Here is a 17,731-nt window from a genome sequence, read left to right as displayed (position 1 = left end):
AATCTTTCCTGGAAATATGCAATTAAATTGGATGTTAAAATGGTGCTAAACCAGTTTTTTTCAAGTATTTCAAATATTGAATAATTATTGAAAAATTCTGTATTAAGAAGATTTATTTTAAAAAGTGAAATATTGGCCGGACAAATATACGGTATCTGAAATTAATCTGTCCGGCCAGACAAACTAGCGAATTACCGGTTTATAGCGAATGCGTTTGGGTTTTGCACCTTCTTCTCCCAGACGACGTTTTTTATCAGCTTCATACTCCTGATAATTGCCATCAAAAAATACCCATTTTGATTCACCTTCAGCAGCCAGAATATGTGTGGCAATCCGGTCAAGAAACCAGCGATCATGTGAAACGACGAGTACGCTGCCGGCAAATTCCAATAAGGCCTCTTCAAGTGCACGCAGAGTTTCCACATCCAGATCATTTGATGGTTCATCCAGCAGCAATACATTACCACCGGAAATTAAAGTTTTGGCCAGATGCAGGCGACCGCGCTCACCTCCGGATAGTTTTCCTACAATTTTACTCTGGTCACTCCCTTTAAAGTTGAATCTGCCCAGATAGGCTCGGGCAGGAATTTCAAATTGTCCTACCTGTAAAATATCACGCCCTTCTGCTATTTCATCAAACACGTTTTTATCATCATGCAGACCGTTACGGCTCTGATCAACAATTGATAATTTTACTGTCTGACCAACCTTTACCTTACCTGTATCCGGCTGTTCCTGTCCGGTAATAAGTTTAAATAATGTAGATTTACCAGCTCCGTTTGGTCCGATAATTCCGACAATGGCACCAGGCGGAATTTTAAAACTTAAATCATCAATGAGTAATTTGTCACCAAAACTTTTGCTGACACGCTCAAACTCAATCACCTCATTACCCAGACGCTCGGCTACAGGAATAAATATTTCCTGAGTTTCATTACGTTTCTGATATTCGTAATTACTCATTTCTTCAAAACGCGCCAGACGCGCTTTAGATTTAGCCTGACGCCCGCGTGCATTCTGTCTTACCCACTCAAGCTCTTGCTTCATGGCTTTAATTCTTGCGGCCTCGGTTTTAGCTTCGTTCTCCAGTCGGGCTTCTTTTTGTTCCAGCCATGAACTATAGTTACCTTTCCATGGAATACCATGCCCACGGTCTAATTCCAGAATCCACTCTGCAGCGTTATCCAGAAAATAGCGGTCATGCGTAACAGCTACTACTGTACCCGGAAAACGAACCAGAAATTGTTCCAGCCATTCTACTGATTCTGCATCAAGGTGATTAGTCGGTTCATCCAGTAACAGCATATCCGGCTTACTTAATAGCAATTTACATAATGCAACTCTGCGTTTTTCCCCGCCGGATAAATTACCAATCCGTGCATCCCATTCTGGTAACCGCAGTGCATCAGCAGCAATTTCCAGCTGATGTTCTAAATTATCTCCGGCCCCTGCCGCGATAATAGCTTCCAGCCGTGCCTGCTCTTCGGCCAGCGCATCAAAATCAGCATCCGGCTCTGCATAAGCTGCATATACTTCTTCCAGTTTTTTCTGTGCGCCGGCCACATCCCCCAAACCGGATTCCACTTCTTCTCTTACTGTTTTATCAGCATCAAGCTGGGGCTCCTGTGGTAAATAGCCGATTTTGATACCACTCATTGGAATGGCTTCACCTTCAAATTCGGTATCTACTCCGGCCATAATTTTTAAAACAGTGGATTTCCCTGCACCATTAAGTCCCAGCAAACCAATTTTGGCACCGGGGAAAAAAGATAAAGAAATATCCTTGATAATCTGTTTTTGAGGCGGCACGGTTTTACTAACGCGCAGCATTGAGTATACATATTGGCTCATAGTGTATTCATCAGTGTAAATTAGTCAGAATCAGCCTGAAAGGAAGGGCTGATGATTATGATTTTAATTTTAGCATGCATATACCTGCTGTTAACGAATGCTTTGCGTTAAAATACCACCATTTATTTCTTTGCTGTCCTTCATGAATATAATCTCAACTCTGATAGATTTCATTTTACATATTGATCAGCACCTACAATTTATTGTGACTCAATATGGAATATGGATTTATGTAATTCTGTTTGCTTTGATTTTTTGTGAAACCGGATTAGTAGTTACTCCGTTTCTGCCTGGGGATTCCTTGTTATTTGCAGCCGGTGGAATTGCTGCTATAGGCGAAATGAATGTGCATTTTATGGTTGTATTGTTACTGGCTGCCGCTATCATTGGTGATGCCGTAAATTTTTCAATCGGAAAAAAATTTGGTGCCCATCTGTTTGCAAATCCACATTCGAAAATATTCAAACAAATTTATTTACACAAAACACAGGAATTTTATGCAAAGCATGGCGGAAAGACGATTATCATTGCCCGTTTTGTGCCAATAGTGCGTACATTTGCACCGTTTGTAGCCGGAATGGGACATATGCATTATGGTCATTTTATACGCTATAACTGTATTGGTGCTATCCTCTGGGTTGTGCTGTTTTCTTATGCTGGGTATTTTTTTGGTAATCTGCCATTCATTAAACAGAATCTTTCTCTGGCACTGATTATTATCATTGCTGTTTCTTTATTGCCGGCTGTTATAGAAATACTGCGCCATAGATTTGCAGCTTCAAAGCAAAATTAAATATTTTTTTCTGCTGTTAATAACGATATTACAGGCATGTTATGAGTCAGATACATGTATTACCCGATCATTTAATTAACCAGATAGCTGCCGGAGAAGTGATTGAACGTCCGGCCAATGCACTGAAAGAAATAATTGAAAACAGTCTGGATGCGGGAGCTAGCCATATTGATATTCAGCTGGAAGCCGGTGGTATCAAACGTTTGTCCGTTACTGATGATGGCCAGGGCATAGATAAGACAGATATTCCGCTAGCTTTACATCGCCATGCAACAAGTAAAATCAGTTCTCTGGAAGATCTGGAAAAAGTAGTAAGCATGGGTTTTCGTGGTGAAGGTCTGGCCAGCATTGCCTCAGTCAGCCGCCTGACTCTAACCAGCCGTACAGATACAGATAATCACGCAACTCAAATTTACGCAGAAGACGGCAAACTCAGTGATGTTAAACCAGCTGCACATTCCACTGGAACAACTGTTGATGTAGTTGAACTTTTTTTCAACACACCGGCAAGGCGTCAGTTTCTTAAATCACCTGCAACTGAGTTTGCACATTGCCGTACCATGGTAGAACGTCTGGCACTGGCTCATCCTGAAGTAGCATTCAGTTTACAGCATAATAATAAAAATATACTTTCATTGCCTGCGCAATCCCTGCAAGAGCGCTGCTCAGCCATTATGGGAACAGATTTTACCGCTGCCAGCCTGAGTGTTGACGAAAAACTCAATGAAATGCGTTTACACGGACTCATTGGTAAACCCACTTTTACACATGGCAAAACCAGCCAGCAATATATTTTTGTCAATCAACGATTTGTACGGGATAAAATTATTCTGCATGCAGTTAAACAGGCATATAACGATGTTTTACATCAGGCCTTAACACCTGCATTCATCCTGTTTCTTACCTTGCCGCCTACCGAAGTTGATGCAAATGTCCATCCAACCAAAACTGAAGTGCGTTTCCGCCAGGGTCAGGCTGTACATCAGCTTGTATTTCATACTTTGAATAAATGTCTGGCTTCTACGAATGCCAGCCATACCACCTCTGTATCACAGCCGGAAACAGCACTCAAAGATATTATGCAAAAACAGCCGGCTGAAGTTCAACAAGTATTTGGTTCTAATAAAATCAATACTGCAATACACTCTCCGGCACCATATCAGCGAAGCCATACACCGGTTCAGCGCAATCTGAGTTTAAAAGAATCACAGAGTGCTCTGAATACTTATGCTGAATTATATAAATCAGAACCAGTACTTGAAAACAATACAATCAGTATCCCACAATCAGCAGAAATTGATAATGAACTGGCCAGCTTGGAGCAAGTACGCGGTATAAATTCTACTTATCAATCAGTACAGGCGAATGAAACGATAATTCCCCCACTGGGATATGCTATTGCCCAGCTACTTGATATATATATTCTGGCACAAGCAGAAGACGCACTTATTCTGGTCGATATGCATGCTAGTGCCGAACGGGTAAATTATGAAAAAATGAAGCAACAGCGTGATGCAACTGGTAAAGTAAGCAGTCAGACATTACTGATTCCAATCCGCTTTAATGCCAGCCATGAAGAAATTGCTCTGGCAAATGAATATGCCGCTACTTTACAAGATTATGGTCTGAATATTTCAGTTGAAAATCATCAGCAATTGGTGGTGCATACCGTACCGGCTATGTTGGTAAAAAGCGATATTAAGCTGCTGGTACAAGAAGTTTTGGATGATTTAATGAAAATTGGCAGTAGCGAAGTCATCAGGGAACGGGAAAACCGCATTCTATCCACTTTAGCCTGTCACGGCTCAGTACGTGCAGGACGTAAATTAACTTTACCGGAGATGAATGCATTACTGCGCGATATGGAAAATACAGAACGTGCTAATCAGTGTAATCATGGTCGCCCAACATGGGTAAAACTTCGCTTGCAGGATTTGGATGCTTTATTTTTGAGAGGTCAATAATTATCTATACTGAGATTAGATTATAAATTAATAAAAACCTCTTAATCAGCAAGATTAAGAGGTTTTTATACTAATGGTAGTTAGTGATTAGTGGCAGCCTGAGGTATTGAAGCAGTTTCAGACGCTGCCGGTAATTCAGCATAATCCGGCTCAGGTTCTGATTCATTATTCCACATTTTGCCATTCAGATAAAGCTTACCACCCATTAATTTTAGATGAGTTTTAATAACCCCATTGTCGACCTGTATATAGCCTTTGGTCTGCATGGATTTAACCGCACTATCAATCATCAAGCGGATTGTCTGGTCAATATCTTCAAGAGCTTCCGGACCTCCAGCACTGGCATCCACCGTAAAAAAGGCACGTGCCTGACTGATAGCAAAATTTTCCATTACTGCCTGAGGAATGGCAAAGTCCATTTCTGACTCAGTTTTATTCAGCATTAATCCAAACTGCTGCATATCAGACGCAAGCAGGTTTTTGAAACCAAGGCTGCCATGTATATCTATTAAGCCCTGCGGCATTTGCAATTTAAAACTGTTCAGTTTAATAAGCGGGTCATGAGTAAACAGTCCCTGCCCCTCATTACGCACAGCAGATACAATTGCTGCGCTAAGTTGCTCATTATTCAGATTCTGAGTGGATAACTGAGTAATTTTGTTATTGATTGCCACCAGACTGGCTGCATCCAGGTGTTCGGCAGATGCATCAATATCCAGCGGACCATAAACATCATTGCCATACTCTAATTTAGCAAAACCAAATTTACCATTACTATTAATCCACTGATCTTTTTCCTGAGTAGAAGTAGCCAGTTTCAGATCCTGAATGTTAATTTTGGCAGGAATACTGCTACCAGCCGGACTAATAAATGCACCTATCTGCAAATTAGTTACCAGATTAACCAGCTGATCTAAACGGATACTGTTATCTGATACATCATTCCAGATAAATGTAATGTTTTTGATACTCAGATCACTATTACCTAAAGCCAGTAATGTTTTACCATGTTCTGTATGGCTGTTCAGCTTTAAATCCTGATAAGATGCATGTCCTTTAGTCGCCAGAATCACATCCAGACCGGGACTGACGGTATGGCTATCATAACTATTAAAATCTTTAGCATAATCAATTGTTGAATCCAGCCCCTGCCAATTGATTTTAATTCCGGATAACTCTTCATAATTGAATTTCGGAATTACAACGTGTATTTGTCCACTTCCACTTAGATTAATAGTATTTTCAAGCTGTAGTGGCGCATTCTGACCAAAAAAACGATCAAGAATCTGTTTTGCCTGAGGCGTGAACTGTAGCTCAGTTTCTACATGAGCCCGTACAGGACGAATACTGCCGGCAAATAATCCATGATGTACATGATTAACCAAAGTAATCGGTTGTTGCAGTACCGTGCGTACATTATCCGGTAACTGTTGCTGTACACCGGCAAAAAAACTGGGTTTAAAGCGAATCTGCATAGTCTCTGTTGAGCTAAACCAGCCGCGTTCATAGTTCTGCTTTTCAATCAGCAGAAAAGAATTTTTGGCTAGTAAAGCACGCTGTTCGTCAAGACTTTGCTGGGCTTTAATACCCAGATAGTATGGCAAACCCAGTAAAATCAGTAATACAACCGCCACTAAGGCAGCAACAATCGTTACAATACGTTTATTCATGCTTGAAATATCTTATATATCCACGTTCTGCAAGATTAGCAGGATAACATCAAACAGAGGATTTGTCCGCCGGGTTTGCTGCTGATAACTGCCCTGGTTTCATTCCGGTATCTGCAAATCAGACCCGAAAAATAAAAATATTAATTGTTTGGTAAAGTGTTTACCTGAAGCCGCTGCCGCTGTTGTTCAAATAAACAAATAGTTGCAGCCATAGCCACGTTAAGTGATTCAGTCTGACCGGTCATGGGAATAATTACGTGTCTGGAAGCAGCTTGTAGCATTTTTGCACTCAGTCCGCTTCCTTCATTACCGAATATCCAGCCGGCAGGTTCGTTCAGATTTAATGTATAAAGACTATGCGACTCAGGACTCAATGCCGTAGCATACAACGGATAGGCATAATCTGTACACCAGGCTGTTAAATCGGAAACAGTCTGTATATTCAAATAGGCATGTGCACCCATTGCCGCACGTAATACTTTGGGCGACCAGACATCGACACTGTCTTTGCTCAGTACAATATTATGAACACCGGCAGCCAGAGCACTGCGTAAAATGGTGCCAGTATTACCGGGATCCTGTACTCTTTCTAAAAGAATAACATCCTGAATATCTGATGCAGATACAACCTCCGGTAACTTCACTATTGCCACAGGTTCTCTTGAATTAACTAAATCACTGATTTTATCCAGCAGATTGTTCGCAACCAGTACAACCTGGTGTGCCGGAATCGCTACGAGTAAATCAGAAATTTCCGAGTCATGAATACGCTGTTGCGGTAAATATAATGTCTGAATTAAATATCCAGCCTGAATGAATGTTTCAACCAGATGAACACCTTCCAGTACAGCAAGCTGATGCTGACGACGGTAATGAGACTGAGCAATTAATTTGGACAAATGCTTCAGTTCATTATTACTGGCAGATTGTATAATTTTATAACTCATACAATATTCTGGCTTTCTTCTAATTGCTGATTAAGAACCTGACTGATTTGATTAACGGCTGTTAAAGTACGCAGCTGGGTAAATAACTTTCCTGCTTCAGGGTAATTTAATTTAAGCATGCCCAGCCATTGCTTTAGTCTGGATACCGGATAAGCAGAACCCTTGGCGGCTTTATCACAGCAAATATTAAAAAAATCATTAATCCACGGCAGAATTTCTTGCCATGATAGAGCAGATATTACTTGCCCATGATTATAGGCAGCAATTTGCCGTGCCAGATCTGGACATTGAATTGCCCCGCGCCCCAGCATAACATCTGTACAATTACTAACAGCACGGATTTTCTGATAATCAGCCAGTGTAAATACATCACCATTAGCAATAACCGGAATACAAACTGCCTGATTAATACGTCCTATCCATTCCCAATGAGCAGGAGGTCGGTATCCTTCGATTTTTGTACGTGCATGTACTGTTAGCTGTTCTGCACCACCCTGTTCTATGGCCTGTGCACAATCCAGAGCCAGATCTTTATCCTCATAACCCAGACGCATTTTGGCACTCAGCATAATTTTATCTGGCAGGTTTTTGCGTACTTTGGCTACTATTTGTTCAATTTTATCTGGATATAGCAGTAGAACTGCCCCACCCTGATGCTGGTTAACTGTAGGAGCCGGACAACCAAAATTTAAATCAATATGTGTAGCCCCCAGTTCAACCACCTTTTGAGCATTCAGTGCCATATTTTCTGCATCGCTTCCTAATATCTGTACGGCTACAGCAGTACCAGCCTGAGTTTGATTATTATTTGCCAGTTCAGGCATATATTTCAGCCAGATAGAGCGACCATGAATGGTATGAGTTATGCGCACAAATTCGGTAACACAAACATCAAATCCGCCAATGCGTGTTAACAGATCGCGCATTGGCGCATCTATTAAACCCTGCATAGGCGCCAAAAATAATTTCGGTACAGTACTTTTAGTTTGCAAAATATTACAGCTCACACAAATTACAATTACTTAAATCAAAAAACAACGCAACTTGTTTTATAAACAAGTTGCGTCGACAATTATAAAATAAAATTGCTTTTAAAAGCTTTAATCGCGTAATGTTTCAATCAGATCGATTAATAATTCAACATCTTCTTTTTTCAATACTTCAAAGCCGTCATTTAAACCCAAGTCCTCCAGCAGCATTTCACCAGCCGGAGTATCATGCATAGTACTAAATGCATTCTGTAAGTTTTCCAGCATTTCTGCATTACGCGGATGCAATAAAATTAAATGATATAAATCATTGATTTTACTTTCAATTAACAAATTTAAGCGACTACGCGTAATAGCAGTCAATTTATGATAAGCAGAGGACATAAATAAACCAATATTACCCTGATTCTGTATCAGTCCGCGCGCAACAGCTGCAAAAGATTCACTTTTAATCCATGTTAAATCTTTTTCTTCTATATCTACGGCTTCCAACAGTCGCAAAGCAATTAGTTTAACATCGTAATTCTCTGTACACAGAATTGACATACCTGGCTTGATGTCTGCAAGTGACTTGATCTCACTGTCTGCACTACTGGCAATAATCATCTCATCAAAACAATTGACAGGCTTTACCACCGGCAAATAACCAAGTTCGCGAATAAGTTTGGAAGCATTGAACGGATTAGCATAGATAATATCAACATTATCCTTATCAATTTCCTGCTGTTCTTCTTCAGCATTGGTGGCCATAGATAAATGCACCGGCGCATCAATCAGCCGTTGCAGGCGAGTATTAAGAAAATGCCAGCCGGCATAGTATTCAGGAGGAAAATCTGGGGCAATTAAAAAATTGATAGTCATGAGTTACCCCGCTCTTCTTTCATGAGGCCTTCATATAATGCCTGCATTTCTAATACTTTACTGCGGGAAGGTTTACGTCGTACAGAGGTATAGCCCTCAATAACACCATCGCGGATATTAGGTACTATCGTAGCGTAAACCCAGTAAAAACCACCGTCTTTACGCAGGTTTTTTACATAGCCATGCCATTTCTTTCCTTGCTCTACAGTATCCCACAAATCTTTATAAGCTACTTTGGGCATATCAGGATGGCGTAAAATATAGTGCTCGGCACCCATCAATTCATCGCGCGACCAGCCACTCATGTGTACAAATACTTCATTTGCATGAGTGATAATTCCCTTCAGATCTGTTCTGGAAGTAATCAGACAGCCATCAGGAAACTCTGTTTCTACATCAGTACAATATACCGTGCGTTTTACACCATCGTAATGTGTCAATTCAAATGTGCGGTGTTCGATTTCTGGCACTTTCATTGGTGAAATCATTATGACTCCATTTTCTTGAATGTGGACAACCAAGCAAATAATGCAAAAATTAATTTGCAATATATATTGCGCCGATTAGCAAAAGAACACAAAGCATTTAATCAGGTTGTGTAAAAAAAGACACTATTTGTTGACACGAATCAATCAATATTCAACTTAATGTAAAAAAAAATATACACTGATTAATTAGATATAACATACAGTTGAGCCGTTTATCACCTCCAAAAAGCTCTATATTTACCGTTTCTTTGAGGACTCAGACTGATATAAACCAGCCCATTTCATTACATTGGCTACTTCAAATTCATTTAGTTCGTAATACTGACCACGTTTCAGCCTATTTGGTAAAGCAATCGGTCCAAAACGCACACGAACCAGACGGCTTACGGTCAGCCCCTGACTTTCAAATAAACGCCTTACCTCACGGTTGCGCCCCTCTTTAATGATGATGTTGTACCATTTATTCGCTCCCTCACCACCCTGTTCCCACAGATGCTGAGCCTGAGCAATACCATCCTCCAGTTCGACACCATTGAGCAAACTTTGTTTCTGTTCTTCACTCAGTTCACCCAGAACACGAACAGCATATTCGCGTTCTACTTCAAAACTTGGATGAGCAAACCGATTAACCAGTTCACCGGAGGTGGTTAATATCAATAACCCGCATGTATTAATATCCAGACGACCAATGGCTACCCAGCGACTGCTGGCTGTCTGAGGCAAGCGGTCAAATACACTGACCCTTCCCTGGGGATCATCACGGCTGACAATTTCACCTTCTTGTTTGTAATAAACCATAATGCGCGGCAAACGATCCGGCCATTTAATATTAATAGCAGAACCGCGCACACTGACTTCATCATCCGGCGTGATTTTGTCTCCCAATTGAGCCACTTTACCGTTAATACGTACCAGCCCCTGGCTAATCCACTGTTCCATTTCCCGTCTTGAACCGGCACCAGAAGCGGCAAGAGCTTTTTGCAGTCTCACAGGCTCCATTTTTTCCAGACTGATACGCTGGTCTTTCAGCATCCGTGCCCGTTGCTGAATTTCTTGATTAGGCGTACGCTGCACCAGTTTTTTGGCACGCTGTACTTTCGTTTTTGTATTAGCTGTAATTACAGAACTATCCGCTTTACCACCTGTATTATTTTGCTGTCTGAGAGCTGATTTGGTCTTATTGCCGGAGTGCCGCCCGGAAACATGTTTATTGCTTTTACTGGCTACTCCGTCGCGTATCTGGCGTTTAGTTAATTTTTTCTTGGCTTGATTCATTCATATACTCCTATCTGTCTTCAGACAGTTCTTCTGCGGTAGACTGATCTACGGCAGGTTCATTTAAATCAGGTAAGACAAGCTCACCCAATTCTGTTAATGGTGGTAACTGGCTTAAATCTTCCAGCTGCAAATCACTCAGAAAGCCAGCTGTGGTAGCCCATAAATTTGGCCTTCCCAGGCTATCACGCTGTCCGATAATTTCTATCCAGCCTCGATCCTGTAATGTTTGTAAAACATTACTTGAGACAGCAACACCACGGATAGCCTCAATATCACTTCGCGTTACCGGCTGCTGGTAGGCAATAATGGCCAGTGTTTCCAGTACAGCCCGGGAATAACGGGGGGTGCGCTGAACATCCAGACTGGCCAAACGGGGATAAGCCGCATGAGTAACCTGAAAGCGCCAGCCCTCGGCACTATGCACCAGATTAAGTGCCCTTTCTTGCCAGCGTATTTGCAGTGCTTCCAGTATGCTGGTTAACTCATCTGATGATAAAGGCGGATCAGTAAGCGCAGACAAAATTTTTTCACTTAATGCTTCACTTTGGGTCAGCAATGCAGCTTCAATTAATGCTTCGATAGAAACAGATTGATTCATAGTCATATATTTCTATACTTAAATTGAAATCCGTTTTAAATAATCTATAAAGATTAACCTTTGCGCGCAGCTTTTCTGGCTGCCCGTTCTGCCTTAAGCTGTGCTTCATGCTGCTGACCTTTTTTCAACCAAACTGCCCACTGATTGGGCGTTTCCAATGTAATACGACCGATTAGTCCGTCACGAAAATCAGTCAGCAGGCGTTCAGCAGCTTTCTGGTAATCAATGCGCCCGCCACTTAATAATGCACCACGCTTTTTACCTACCCATTCTAACCATTGATCATCAAGCCAGTGCGAGCTTTCGCTCAAGTCGGCCTGATAGCGTTGCTGTAGTAATGGCAAATAATGCCGGCGCAGATAATCCAATAATTCCAGTGCCACCACCTCTTCATCCAGGGCATTACGACCCACGGCACCACTGGCAGCTAAATTATAACCGGCCTCCTCAACTATAATTTTCGGCCATAACATTCCGGGCGTGTCGTATAACCAGAAATCATCAGCCAGTATCAGTCGCTGTTCAGCCTTAGTAATACCCGGCTCATTACCGGTTTTGGCACTGCGTTTACCCAGCATGCCATTAATCAGGGTAGATTTACCTACATTGGGAATACCGCAAATAAGCACTCTCAGCGGTCTGTCCAAACCGTGGCGGTTAGGAACCAGTGCGCGGCTGGCCGCAATAATTCTGTTAGTAGCCTGCTTTTCTGATGCATCCAATGCCAAGACATTAGTATTAGGCTGGGAACGGTAATCAGCCAGCCACAACTCTGTGCGCTCGGGATCAGCTAAGTCTTGCTTGTTCAGAATTTTTAATTTTGGTTTATTTCCGGACAGTTTTGCCAGCAAAGGATTGGCACTGGAAGCAGGCAGGCGGGCATCCAGTACTTCAATTACCATATCCACGCTCTTTATCCGTTCGGCAATGACTTTTTTGGCTTTGTTCATATGCCCGGGGTACCACTGAATAGCCATAAACTGTCCTTGTCTGAAATCAAAAATATCAAAACTGAAAACATTCAGGCAGCCTGACATCAGGCTGCCTGAATAACGCATAATGCGTATTATACCGTTTTTTCAGAATGATTACTTAATTCTAACTGTCTGTGCCGAATCAATACTGAATAAGCATTTAACCTGTTTGCCAGTGCTTCTACAATATAAACAGAACGATGCTGACCACCAGTACAGCCGATGCCAATATTAACATAACTGCGACTTTCTTTTTCCATGTGCGGTAACCAGCGCAATAGAAAACCGGATAAATCATCTATCATTTCTGCCATAACTGGCTGTCCGGAAAAAAATGTCTTTACAGGTTCATCCAGACCACTATACGGACGTAAGTGGAAATCGTAATAGGGATTAGGTAAAAAACGCACATCAAAAACGAAATCAAGACCGGCAGGTACACCAAATTTATAACCAAAAGACTCCAGAACAACACGCATTGGCGCTACCGGCAAGTGCAACCATTGCTGAATCTGACGGCGCAATTGCGGTACATTCAGTAATGAAGTATCTATTACATAAGCATAGCTTTGCAAAGTGGACATGTATTGCTGTTCAGCAGAAACACTCTCACTTAATGTTTTATGTTCCCGTGCCAATGGATGGCTGCGGCGTGTTTCTGAAAACCGGCGCAGTAAAACGGCTACTGAAGAAGTTAAAAACAGCAAATCTACCTGATGTCCCAGAGTACGTAACTGTGTGACCAGTTCCAATAGATCTGCAGGGTTGAAGCGTGAACGGATATCTACGCTTACGCCAAGTTGCGCTACATGACTGGCTGCATAGTGTTCAATTAGACCAGGCAACAGCTTTACTGGTAAATTATCAACACAGACAAAGCCAACATCTTCCAGTAAACGTAAAGCAATGGATTTTCCGGAACCGGATAATCCGCTAATCAATACTATCCTCATGATTCACCGCATCCTCTTTCAGCATTGAATTATGACGATCCAGAAATTGCTTGGTACTGTCCTGACCACGCATTTGTAAAATAAAGTTACTGACAGCAGCTTCTACCAATACAGCCAGATTTCGACCCACTGCTACCGGCAGAGTAACACTGCGAATAGATACATTGAGAATGCTTTCAGTTTCACTTTTTATACTCAGACGGTCAATCCTTTGCATATGGGTATCATCGGCCAATACCAGATTGATTATCAACTGTAACTGCTTTTTGGGTCGTACAGCAGTTTCACCGAAAATTGCCCGTATATTCAAAACACCAAGACCGCGCACTTCAAGAAAATCTTTCAGCATAGCCGGACAGCGGCCTTCAAGTGTTTCCGGCCCGATACGGTATAACTCCACCGCATCATCTGCCACCAAGCCATGTCCGCGTGATATCAATTCCAGCGCCAGTTCGCTTTTACCCAGACCTGACTGACCGGTTATCAGCACACCAACTTCAAATACATCCAGAAATACGCCGTATTTAACTGTAGAAGCTGCCAGCACCCTCTGCAGATAAATTCGCAAAACATCCATCAGAAAAGGACTTTCTGTTTTGGATGTCAGCAAAGGTACATTATGCGTATGACAATAATCACGCAGCATATAGGGCACAGGTAAATCATTTGCGACTATGATCAGAGACATAGTCAAATCGAACAATTCATTAAGCGTGGTTTTGATTTCACCCGCTTCAATTTTATTCAGATACTCGACTTCTGCAATCCCGATTACCTGCACCTGATTGGGATGAATAAAATTCAGATGTCCTACCAGCGCCAGTACCGGCTTATCGGCGTCAATACTGATACGGTTATCCGCACCGGCTGTGCCGGCAGACCATGCAAGTTTCAGTTTTGTCTGATTGTCATGATATAAGCGCCGTACCGAAATACTGGGCATAGTAATGTTTCCTTATACCTGATCTGCTATCAGAATTTCACGCACACTTTCGGCACTGGTAGCAGACAATAATGCATTGCGTACAGATTTTTGTGAAAATTTTCCGGCCAGTTCCGATAAAACATTCAAATGCTTGCTTGATGCATTTTCCGGTACCAATAGTATAAATACCAGACTGACGGGTTGTTCATCCGGAGCGTCAAATGCGATGGGTGTCTGCAGACGGAAAAACGCACCTACCGTATCTTTTACTGCACCGGTACGCCCGTGCGGAATGGCCACACCCTTACCTAATGCGGTAGAACCCAGCTTTTCGCGTGCAAACAAACAATTAAAAACATCTTCCTGCGACAAACCTGCCTCTTCGGATAATAATTGACCGGCTTCTTCAAACAGACGTTTCTTACTACTTACATTTAAATCAAGAACCACATGTGAAACCGGTAAAATATCCCCAATTAAACTCATGCTCATATTCAATTCCTATCAAACTGCACTGTACAGCCGGCTAATCCGGAAAGGGGACTAATTTACTTTGCTGAATCAGATACAATTTATTTCAATACAATCAAATTACAAAAATTATCTCTTATTTCTACCCGATAATGTTTTCATTGCTCATGATTTGCCTATCCAGTAATGCAGAAGCAATCCAATAAACAGGATAAGACCAATCCGGTTATTACGAACAAACATGGTAAAGCATATTTTGCGGTCTCTTGTACGAATATTGAGCCATTGACAATACTGCAAAACAGATACAATTACCAGTGCCAGCCAGTACCAGATAGTGGCGTGAATCTGCCAGCCAGCCAGAATCATCAGCAGATCAAACCCTGCATGACACAACATAACAGCAGTAATATCGTGATTACCAAAAGTAATTGCAGATGTATGAATGCCGATTTTTAAATCATCTTCCTTATCTGCCATGGCATATATAGTGTCATAAGCTAAAGTCCACAATGTATTGGCAGCCAGTAAAATCCACGCAATCATCGGCACATGATTAGTTATCGCTGCAAACGCCATAGGTATCCCAAACGAAAATGCCAAACCAAGATATAATTGCGGTAAAGGAAAAAAACGTTTAGTAAACGGATATGTCATGGCTAGAAATAGTGCGGGAATACTCATCAGCCAGGTAAGCCGATTCATAGGCAGCAAACAGAATGCAGACAAAATACACAGTAGTAATGTCAGTATGAGCGCTTCTTTTTTACTTACCTTTTTTAAAGCAAAAGGTCGCTGACAGGTACGATCAACAGCACCGTCAAAATCGCGGTCTGCATAATCATTAATCACGCAACCGGCACTGCGCATTAAAAAAGTGCCGATTGTAAACAGCAGCACGATTAACCAGTCCGGATACCCGTCTGCAGCAATCCATAAAGACCACCAGGTTGGCCATAACAGCAATAACGTACCAATCGGCCGGTCTATACGCATTAACTGTATATAGACTTGAAAGCGCTCAGCCAACTGCCCGTTTTTTTTATCTTGCAGTTTCCTTTCTACAAAAAATCGATTCACACCTGTCTTTCAATGTTAATGCATGATTAAAAAATACAAAGATAGCCTCTGCCACATTGCCAGAACACTACTGATGCTACTACTATCAGAAAGAAGTCGGCAAACCAAATAATTGTAGCATAAGCATAACAGCTAACAGCACTCTGAAACCATAATCCAAAGGAGTAAGATATGGATTTAATTTTATGGCGTCATGCCGAGGCTGAAGACAGCCGCAATGATATGGCACGAAGATTAACAATTAAAGGTCAGCAGCAGGCAAAGTCCAGTGCTCAATGGTTGCATCAGCATTTACCGGATAACTTTCAAGTTTTCTGCTCAGAAGCAGTAAGAGCACAGCAAACTGCAGAATTTCTTAAACAGCCTTTGACTATTAATAAATTACTGAATCCTGACAGCCATCCGCTTAATCTCGCTACTTTTCTGCAACAACAGAACGCTGCTTCTTCTACACAGATATGGGTAGGTCATCAACCCTGGATAGGTCAGTTCTGCGCTTATTTGCTCAACGGCATCTGGTTACCGCAGCAATTCTGGTCAGTGAAAAAATCAGCTTTTTGGTGGTTTGATGTCCGTTTTTATCAACAGCGCCATCAGGCACGACTAAAAGTCGTTCTTTCACCCGCTGCTTTAAAATAAACCATACAGATATAATCAACAAATGAAAGCATATAGCGATGAGTTGGTTACATAAAAATGTCAATATCGGACATAATCAGTTCAATGAAAAAAGCTTTTTCACAAAGCTTAGTAAAAATACCTTAATTCTGGGTAAACCCGTAATGGTGCAGCTATACACCTTATATCTGCTTTTTAAATCAGCAGAAACACCGCTACGCAGTAAAATGCTGATATTGGGTGCCCTGCTCTATTTTCTCAGTCCTATAGATCTGATTCCCGATTTACTCGGACCAATAGGATTTACTGATGATATTGCGGTTATTACTATGGTATGCAGACAGCTGCAAAAAGCCATCACACCGGCACTTAAAGCTCAGGCTGAAACAGCTGTTTCCCGATTCTTTCACCGTTAAATCATACCTTCCTGCTAAGCTATTCAATATTATTTTGATATAGCCGCATCAGTTTATCCATAAAAATAAAAAGCTGCTGGTTCATAACAGAATAATCAAAAGATCTGATTTCCTCTGCTGACTGAATAAAAGGATAATCAGCTGCTTTCTCTAATTCAGATGCAGAAGCTGCAATTAATTTATCAATAGCTTTTGCATTCAGCTCCAGATGACACTGAAAACCGTATACCAACGGTGCATAACGGATAATCTGACGCGGACAACCTTTACTATAGGCAAGCACTTGTGCCTGTTCGGTCAGACCCGGCATATCACCATGCCAATGTGCCACTAGCATTTCTTTATCAAAATGAGAGATAAGTTCATCCGCCATACCTGCTTCAGTTAAATAGATTGGAAAATAACCAATTTCTTTATTAGGACTGTGTTCATACATTCCGTTCAAAGCCTGCCCGATTAATTGGGCACCTAAACAAATACCAAGCACAGCCTTACCATTATTAATAGCACTGAGAATCAGGCTTTGTTCTGCTTTAGTATCAAAATAAGGGCATTCCTCAGTTGTCGTAACTGGTGATTGCGGCCCCCCCATAATAATCAGTATATCGAAACCAGCTGCAGATTCGGGTAATTTGTCGCCAAGATAAACTCGTGAATGCGAAATCTGATAATCTCTGCTGATTGCCCATTCTTCACAAGCTGCAGCTTCTTCATAATCCTGATGAATAATAAAATGTACCCGCAATTTTATTCTCCTCATATACAATAAAATCAGAATGAACCGGTTAAACTATACGATTTTTTCCGGTAGATATCCAATTATAAAAGGATCTCCATTTATCAGATTTTTGATTT

General features: G+C 41.5%; 18 protein-coding genes. 4 read left to right on the top strand and 14 right to left on the bottom strand.

All coding sequences use genetic code 11. The features are described 5' to 3' along the window. Positions 1–183: 183 nt before the first annotated feature. The gene (gene ettA, locus H3U73_RS03740; RefSeq protein ID WP_198190085.1) at positions 184–1,851 is read right to left on the bottom strand and encodes an energy-dependent translational throttle protein EttA; all 1,668 of its coding nucleotides are present in this window, start codon (positions 1,849–1,851) and stop codon (positions 184–186) included. Positions 1,852–1,999: 148 nt separating this feature from the next. Between ettA and H3U73_RS03735 the strand changes: the two genes are divergently transcribed. Beyond that, the gene (locus H3U73_RS03735) at positions 2,000–2,644 is read left to right on the top strand and encodes a DedA family protein (RefSeq protein WP_084554406.1); all 645 of its coding nucleotides are present in this window, start codon (positions 2,000–2,002) and stop codon (positions 2,642–2,644) included. 41 nt (positions 2,645–2,685) lie between these two features. After that, positions 2,686–4,608: a DNA mismatch repair endonuclease MutL gene (gene mutL, locus H3U73_RS03730; protein ID WP_198190084.1), complete on the top strand. Its 1,923-nt coding sequence runs from the start codon at positions 2,686–2,688 to the stop codon at positions 4,606–4,608. A gap of 80 nt (positions 4,609–4,688) precedes the next feature. Here the strand turns inward: mutL and H3U73_RS03725 are convergent, their stop codons facing one another. The 12 genes from H3U73_RS03725 to ubiA form a co-directional block, all read right to left on the bottom strand. Continuing rightward, positions 4,689–6,278 (bottom strand): YdgA family protein, encoded by a 1,590-nt coding sequence (locus tag H3U73_RS03725; RefSeq protein ID WP_198190083.1) that lies wholly within the window; start codon positions 6,276–6,278, stop codon positions 4,689–4,691. A 140-nt stretch (positions 6,279–6,418) separates the two neighbouring features. Further along, positions 6,419–7,225 carry an RNA methyltransferase gene (locus H3U73_RS03720; protein WP_198190082.1) on the bottom strand — a complete coding sequence of 269 codons (807 nt, stop codon included), beginning with the start codon at positions 7,223–7,225 and terminating at the stop codon, positions 6,419–6,421. Continuing rightward, entirely contained in the window at positions 7,222–8,175 is a 954-nt protein-coding gene (locus H3U73_RS03715; protein WP_198190081.1) for a tRNA-dihydrouridine synthase, read from the bottom strand. The genes H3U73_RS03720 and H3U73_RS03715 overlap by 4 nt, the downstream gene beginning before the upstream one ends. 150 nt (positions 8,176–8,325) lie before the next feature. Then, on the bottom strand, positions 8,326–9,075 hold the full coding sequence (locus H3U73_RS03710; protein WP_198190080.1) for a phosphate/phosphite/phosphonate ABC transporter substrate-binding protein: 750 nt from the start codon (positions 9,073–9,075) through the stop codon (positions 8,326–8,328). Then, positions 9,072–9,563, bottom strand: coding sequence for a PAS domain-containing protein (locus H3U73_RS03705; protein ID WP_232332590.1), 492 nt, complete (start codon positions 9,561–9,563; stop codon positions 9,072–9,074). Before H3U73_RS03705 ends, H3U73_RS03710 begins: the two co-directional genes overlap by 4 nt. Before the next feature lie 237 nt (positions 9,564–9,800). Further along, the gene (locus H3U73_RS03700; RefSeq protein WP_198190079.1) at positions 9,801–10,838 is read right to left on the bottom strand and encodes a pseudouridine synthase; all 1,038 of its coding nucleotides are present in this window, start codon (positions 10,836–10,838) and stop codon (positions 9,801–9,803) included. Between the two features lie 10 nt (positions 10,839–10,848). Then, positions 10,849–11,439, bottom strand: coding sequence for an SMC-Scp complex subunit ScpB (locus tag H3U73_RS03695; protein WP_025330760.1), 591 nt, complete (start codon positions 11,437–11,439; stop codon positions 10,849–10,851). Between the two features lie 53 nt (positions 11,440–11,492). Continuing rightward, entirely contained in the window at positions 11,493–12,416 is a 924-nt protein-coding gene (gene ylqF, locus H3U73_RS03690) for a ribosome biogenesis GTPase YlqF (RefSeq protein ID WP_110414495.1), read from the bottom strand. 89 nt (positions 12,417–12,505) lie between these two features. Then, entirely contained in the window at positions 12,506–13,366 is an 861-nt protein-coding gene (gene rapZ, locus H3U73_RS03685) for an RNase adapter RapZ (RefSeq protein WP_037476282.1), read from the bottom strand. Continuing rightward, positions 13,347–14,309, bottom strand: coding sequence for an HPr(Ser) kinase/phosphatase (gene hprK, locus H3U73_RS03680; protein WP_025330762.1), 963 nt, complete (start codon positions 14,307–14,309; stop codon positions 13,347–13,349). Before hprK ends, rapZ begins: the two co-directional genes overlap by 20 nt. Before the next feature lie 12 nt (positions 14,310–14,321). Beyond that, positions 14,322–14,777, bottom strand: a complete 456-nt coding sequence (gene ptsN, locus H3U73_RS03675; RefSeq protein ID WP_198190339.1) for a PTS IIA-like nitrogen regulatory protein PtsN — start codon at positions 14,775–14,777, stop codon at positions 14,322–14,324. 150 nt (positions 14,778–14,927) lie between these two features. Next, positions 14,928–15,758 carry a 4-hydroxybenzoate octaprenyltransferase gene (gene ubiA / locus H3U73_RS03670; RefSeq protein ID WP_198190338.1) on the bottom strand — a complete coding sequence of 277 codons (831 nt, stop codon included), beginning with the start codon at positions 15,756–15,758 and terminating at the stop codon, positions 14,928–14,930. Positions 15,759–16,013: 255 nt separating this feature from the next. On the opposite strand from ubiA, the gene H3U73_RS03665 reads away from it, so the two are divergent. Then, positions 16,014–16,481, top strand: a complete 468-nt coding sequence (locus H3U73_RS03665; RefSeq protein ID WP_198190078.1) for a histidine phosphatase family protein — start codon at positions 16,014–16,016, stop codon at positions 16,479–16,481. A gap of 38 nt (positions 16,482–16,519) precedes the next feature. Continuing rightward, positions 16,520–16,876 (top strand): YkvA family protein, encoded by a 357-nt coding sequence (locus H3U73_RS03660; RefSeq protein ID WP_198190077.1) that lies wholly within the window; start codon positions 16,520–16,522, stop codon positions 16,874–16,876. 19 nt (positions 16,877–16,895) lie between these two features. Here the strand turns inward: H3U73_RS03660 and H3U73_RS03655 are convergent, their stop codons facing one another. Next, entirely contained in the window at positions 16,896–17,636 is a 741-nt protein-coding gene (locus H3U73_RS03655; RefSeq protein ID WP_198190076.1) for a glutamine amidotransferase, read from the bottom strand. Between the last annotated feature and the right edge of the window lie 95 nt (positions 17,637–17,731).

Source organism: Snodgrassella sp. W8124, from assembly GCF_016100875.1.
GTDB classification, from domain to species: domain Bacteria; phylum Pseudomonadota; class Gammaproteobacteria; order Burkholderiales; family Neisseriaceae; genus Snodgrassella; species Snodgrassella alvi.
Note: the sequence above shows the minus strand (reverse complement) of the source record. Positions and strands in the feature narration are given on the sequence as shown.

Coding starts and splice junctions, on each gene's coding strand:
- ettA (WP_198190085.1), bottom strand. CDS start 1,851: ATGAGCCAATATGTATACTCAATGCTGCGCGTTAGTAAAACCGTGCCG.
- mutL (WP_198190084.1), top strand. CDS start 2,686: ATGAGTCAGATACATGTATTACCCGATCATTTAATTAACCAGATAGCT.
- H3U73_RS03725 (WP_198190083.1), bottom strand. CDS start 6,278: ATGAATAAACGTATTGTAACGATTGTTGCTGCCTTAGTGGCGGTTGTA.
- H3U73_RS03720 (WP_198190082.1), bottom strand. CDS start 7,225: ATGAGTTATAAAATTATACAATCTGCCAGTAATAATGAACTGAAGCAT.
- H3U73_RS03715 (WP_198190081.1), bottom strand. CDS start 8,175: ATGCAGGGTTTAATAGATGCGCCAATGCGCGATCTGTTAACACGCATT.
- H3U73_RS03710 (WP_198190080.1), bottom strand. CDS start 9,075: ATGACTATCAATTTTTTAATTGCCCCAGATTTTCCTCCTGAATACTAT.
- H3U73_RS03705 (WP_232332590.1), bottom strand. CDS start 9,563: ATGATTTCACCAATGAAAGTGCCAGAAATCGAACACCGCACATTTGAA.
- H3U73_RS03700 (WP_198190079.1), bottom strand. CDS start 10,838: ATGAATCAAGCCAAGAAAAAATTAACTAAACGCCAGATACGCGACGGA.
- H3U73_RS03695 (WP_025330760.1), bottom strand. CDS start 11,439: ATGAATCAATCTGTTTCTATCGAAGCATTAATTGAAGCTGCATTGCTG.
- ylqF (WP_110414495.1), bottom strand. CDS start 12,416: ATGGCTATTCAGTGGTACCCCGGGCATATGAACAAAGCCAAAAAAGTC.
- rapZ (WP_037476282.1), bottom strand. CDS start 13,366: ATGAGGATAGTATTGATTAGCGGATTATCCGGTTCCGGAAAATCCATT.
- hprK (WP_025330762.1), bottom strand. CDS start 14,309: ATGCCCAGTATTTCGGTACGGCGCTTATATCATGACAATCAGACAAAA.
- ptsN (WP_198190339.1), bottom strand. CDS start 14,777: ATGAGTTTAATTGGGGATATTTTACCGGTTTCACATGTGGTTCTTGAT.
- ubiA (WP_198190338.1), bottom strand. CDS start 15,758: ATGCGTATAGACCGGCCGATTGGTACGTTATTGCTGTTATGGCCAACC.
- H3U73_RS03665 (WP_198190078.1), top strand. CDS start 16,014: ATGGATTTAATTTTATGGCGTCATGCCGAGGCTGAAGACAGCCGCAAT.
- H3U73_RS03660 (WP_198190077.1), top strand. CDS start 16,520: ATGAGTTGGTTACATAAAAATGTCAATATCGGACATAATCAGTTCAAT.
- H3U73_RS03655 (WP_198190076.1), bottom strand. CDS start 17,636: ATGAGGAGAATAAAATTGCGGGTACATTTTATTATTCATCAGGATTAT.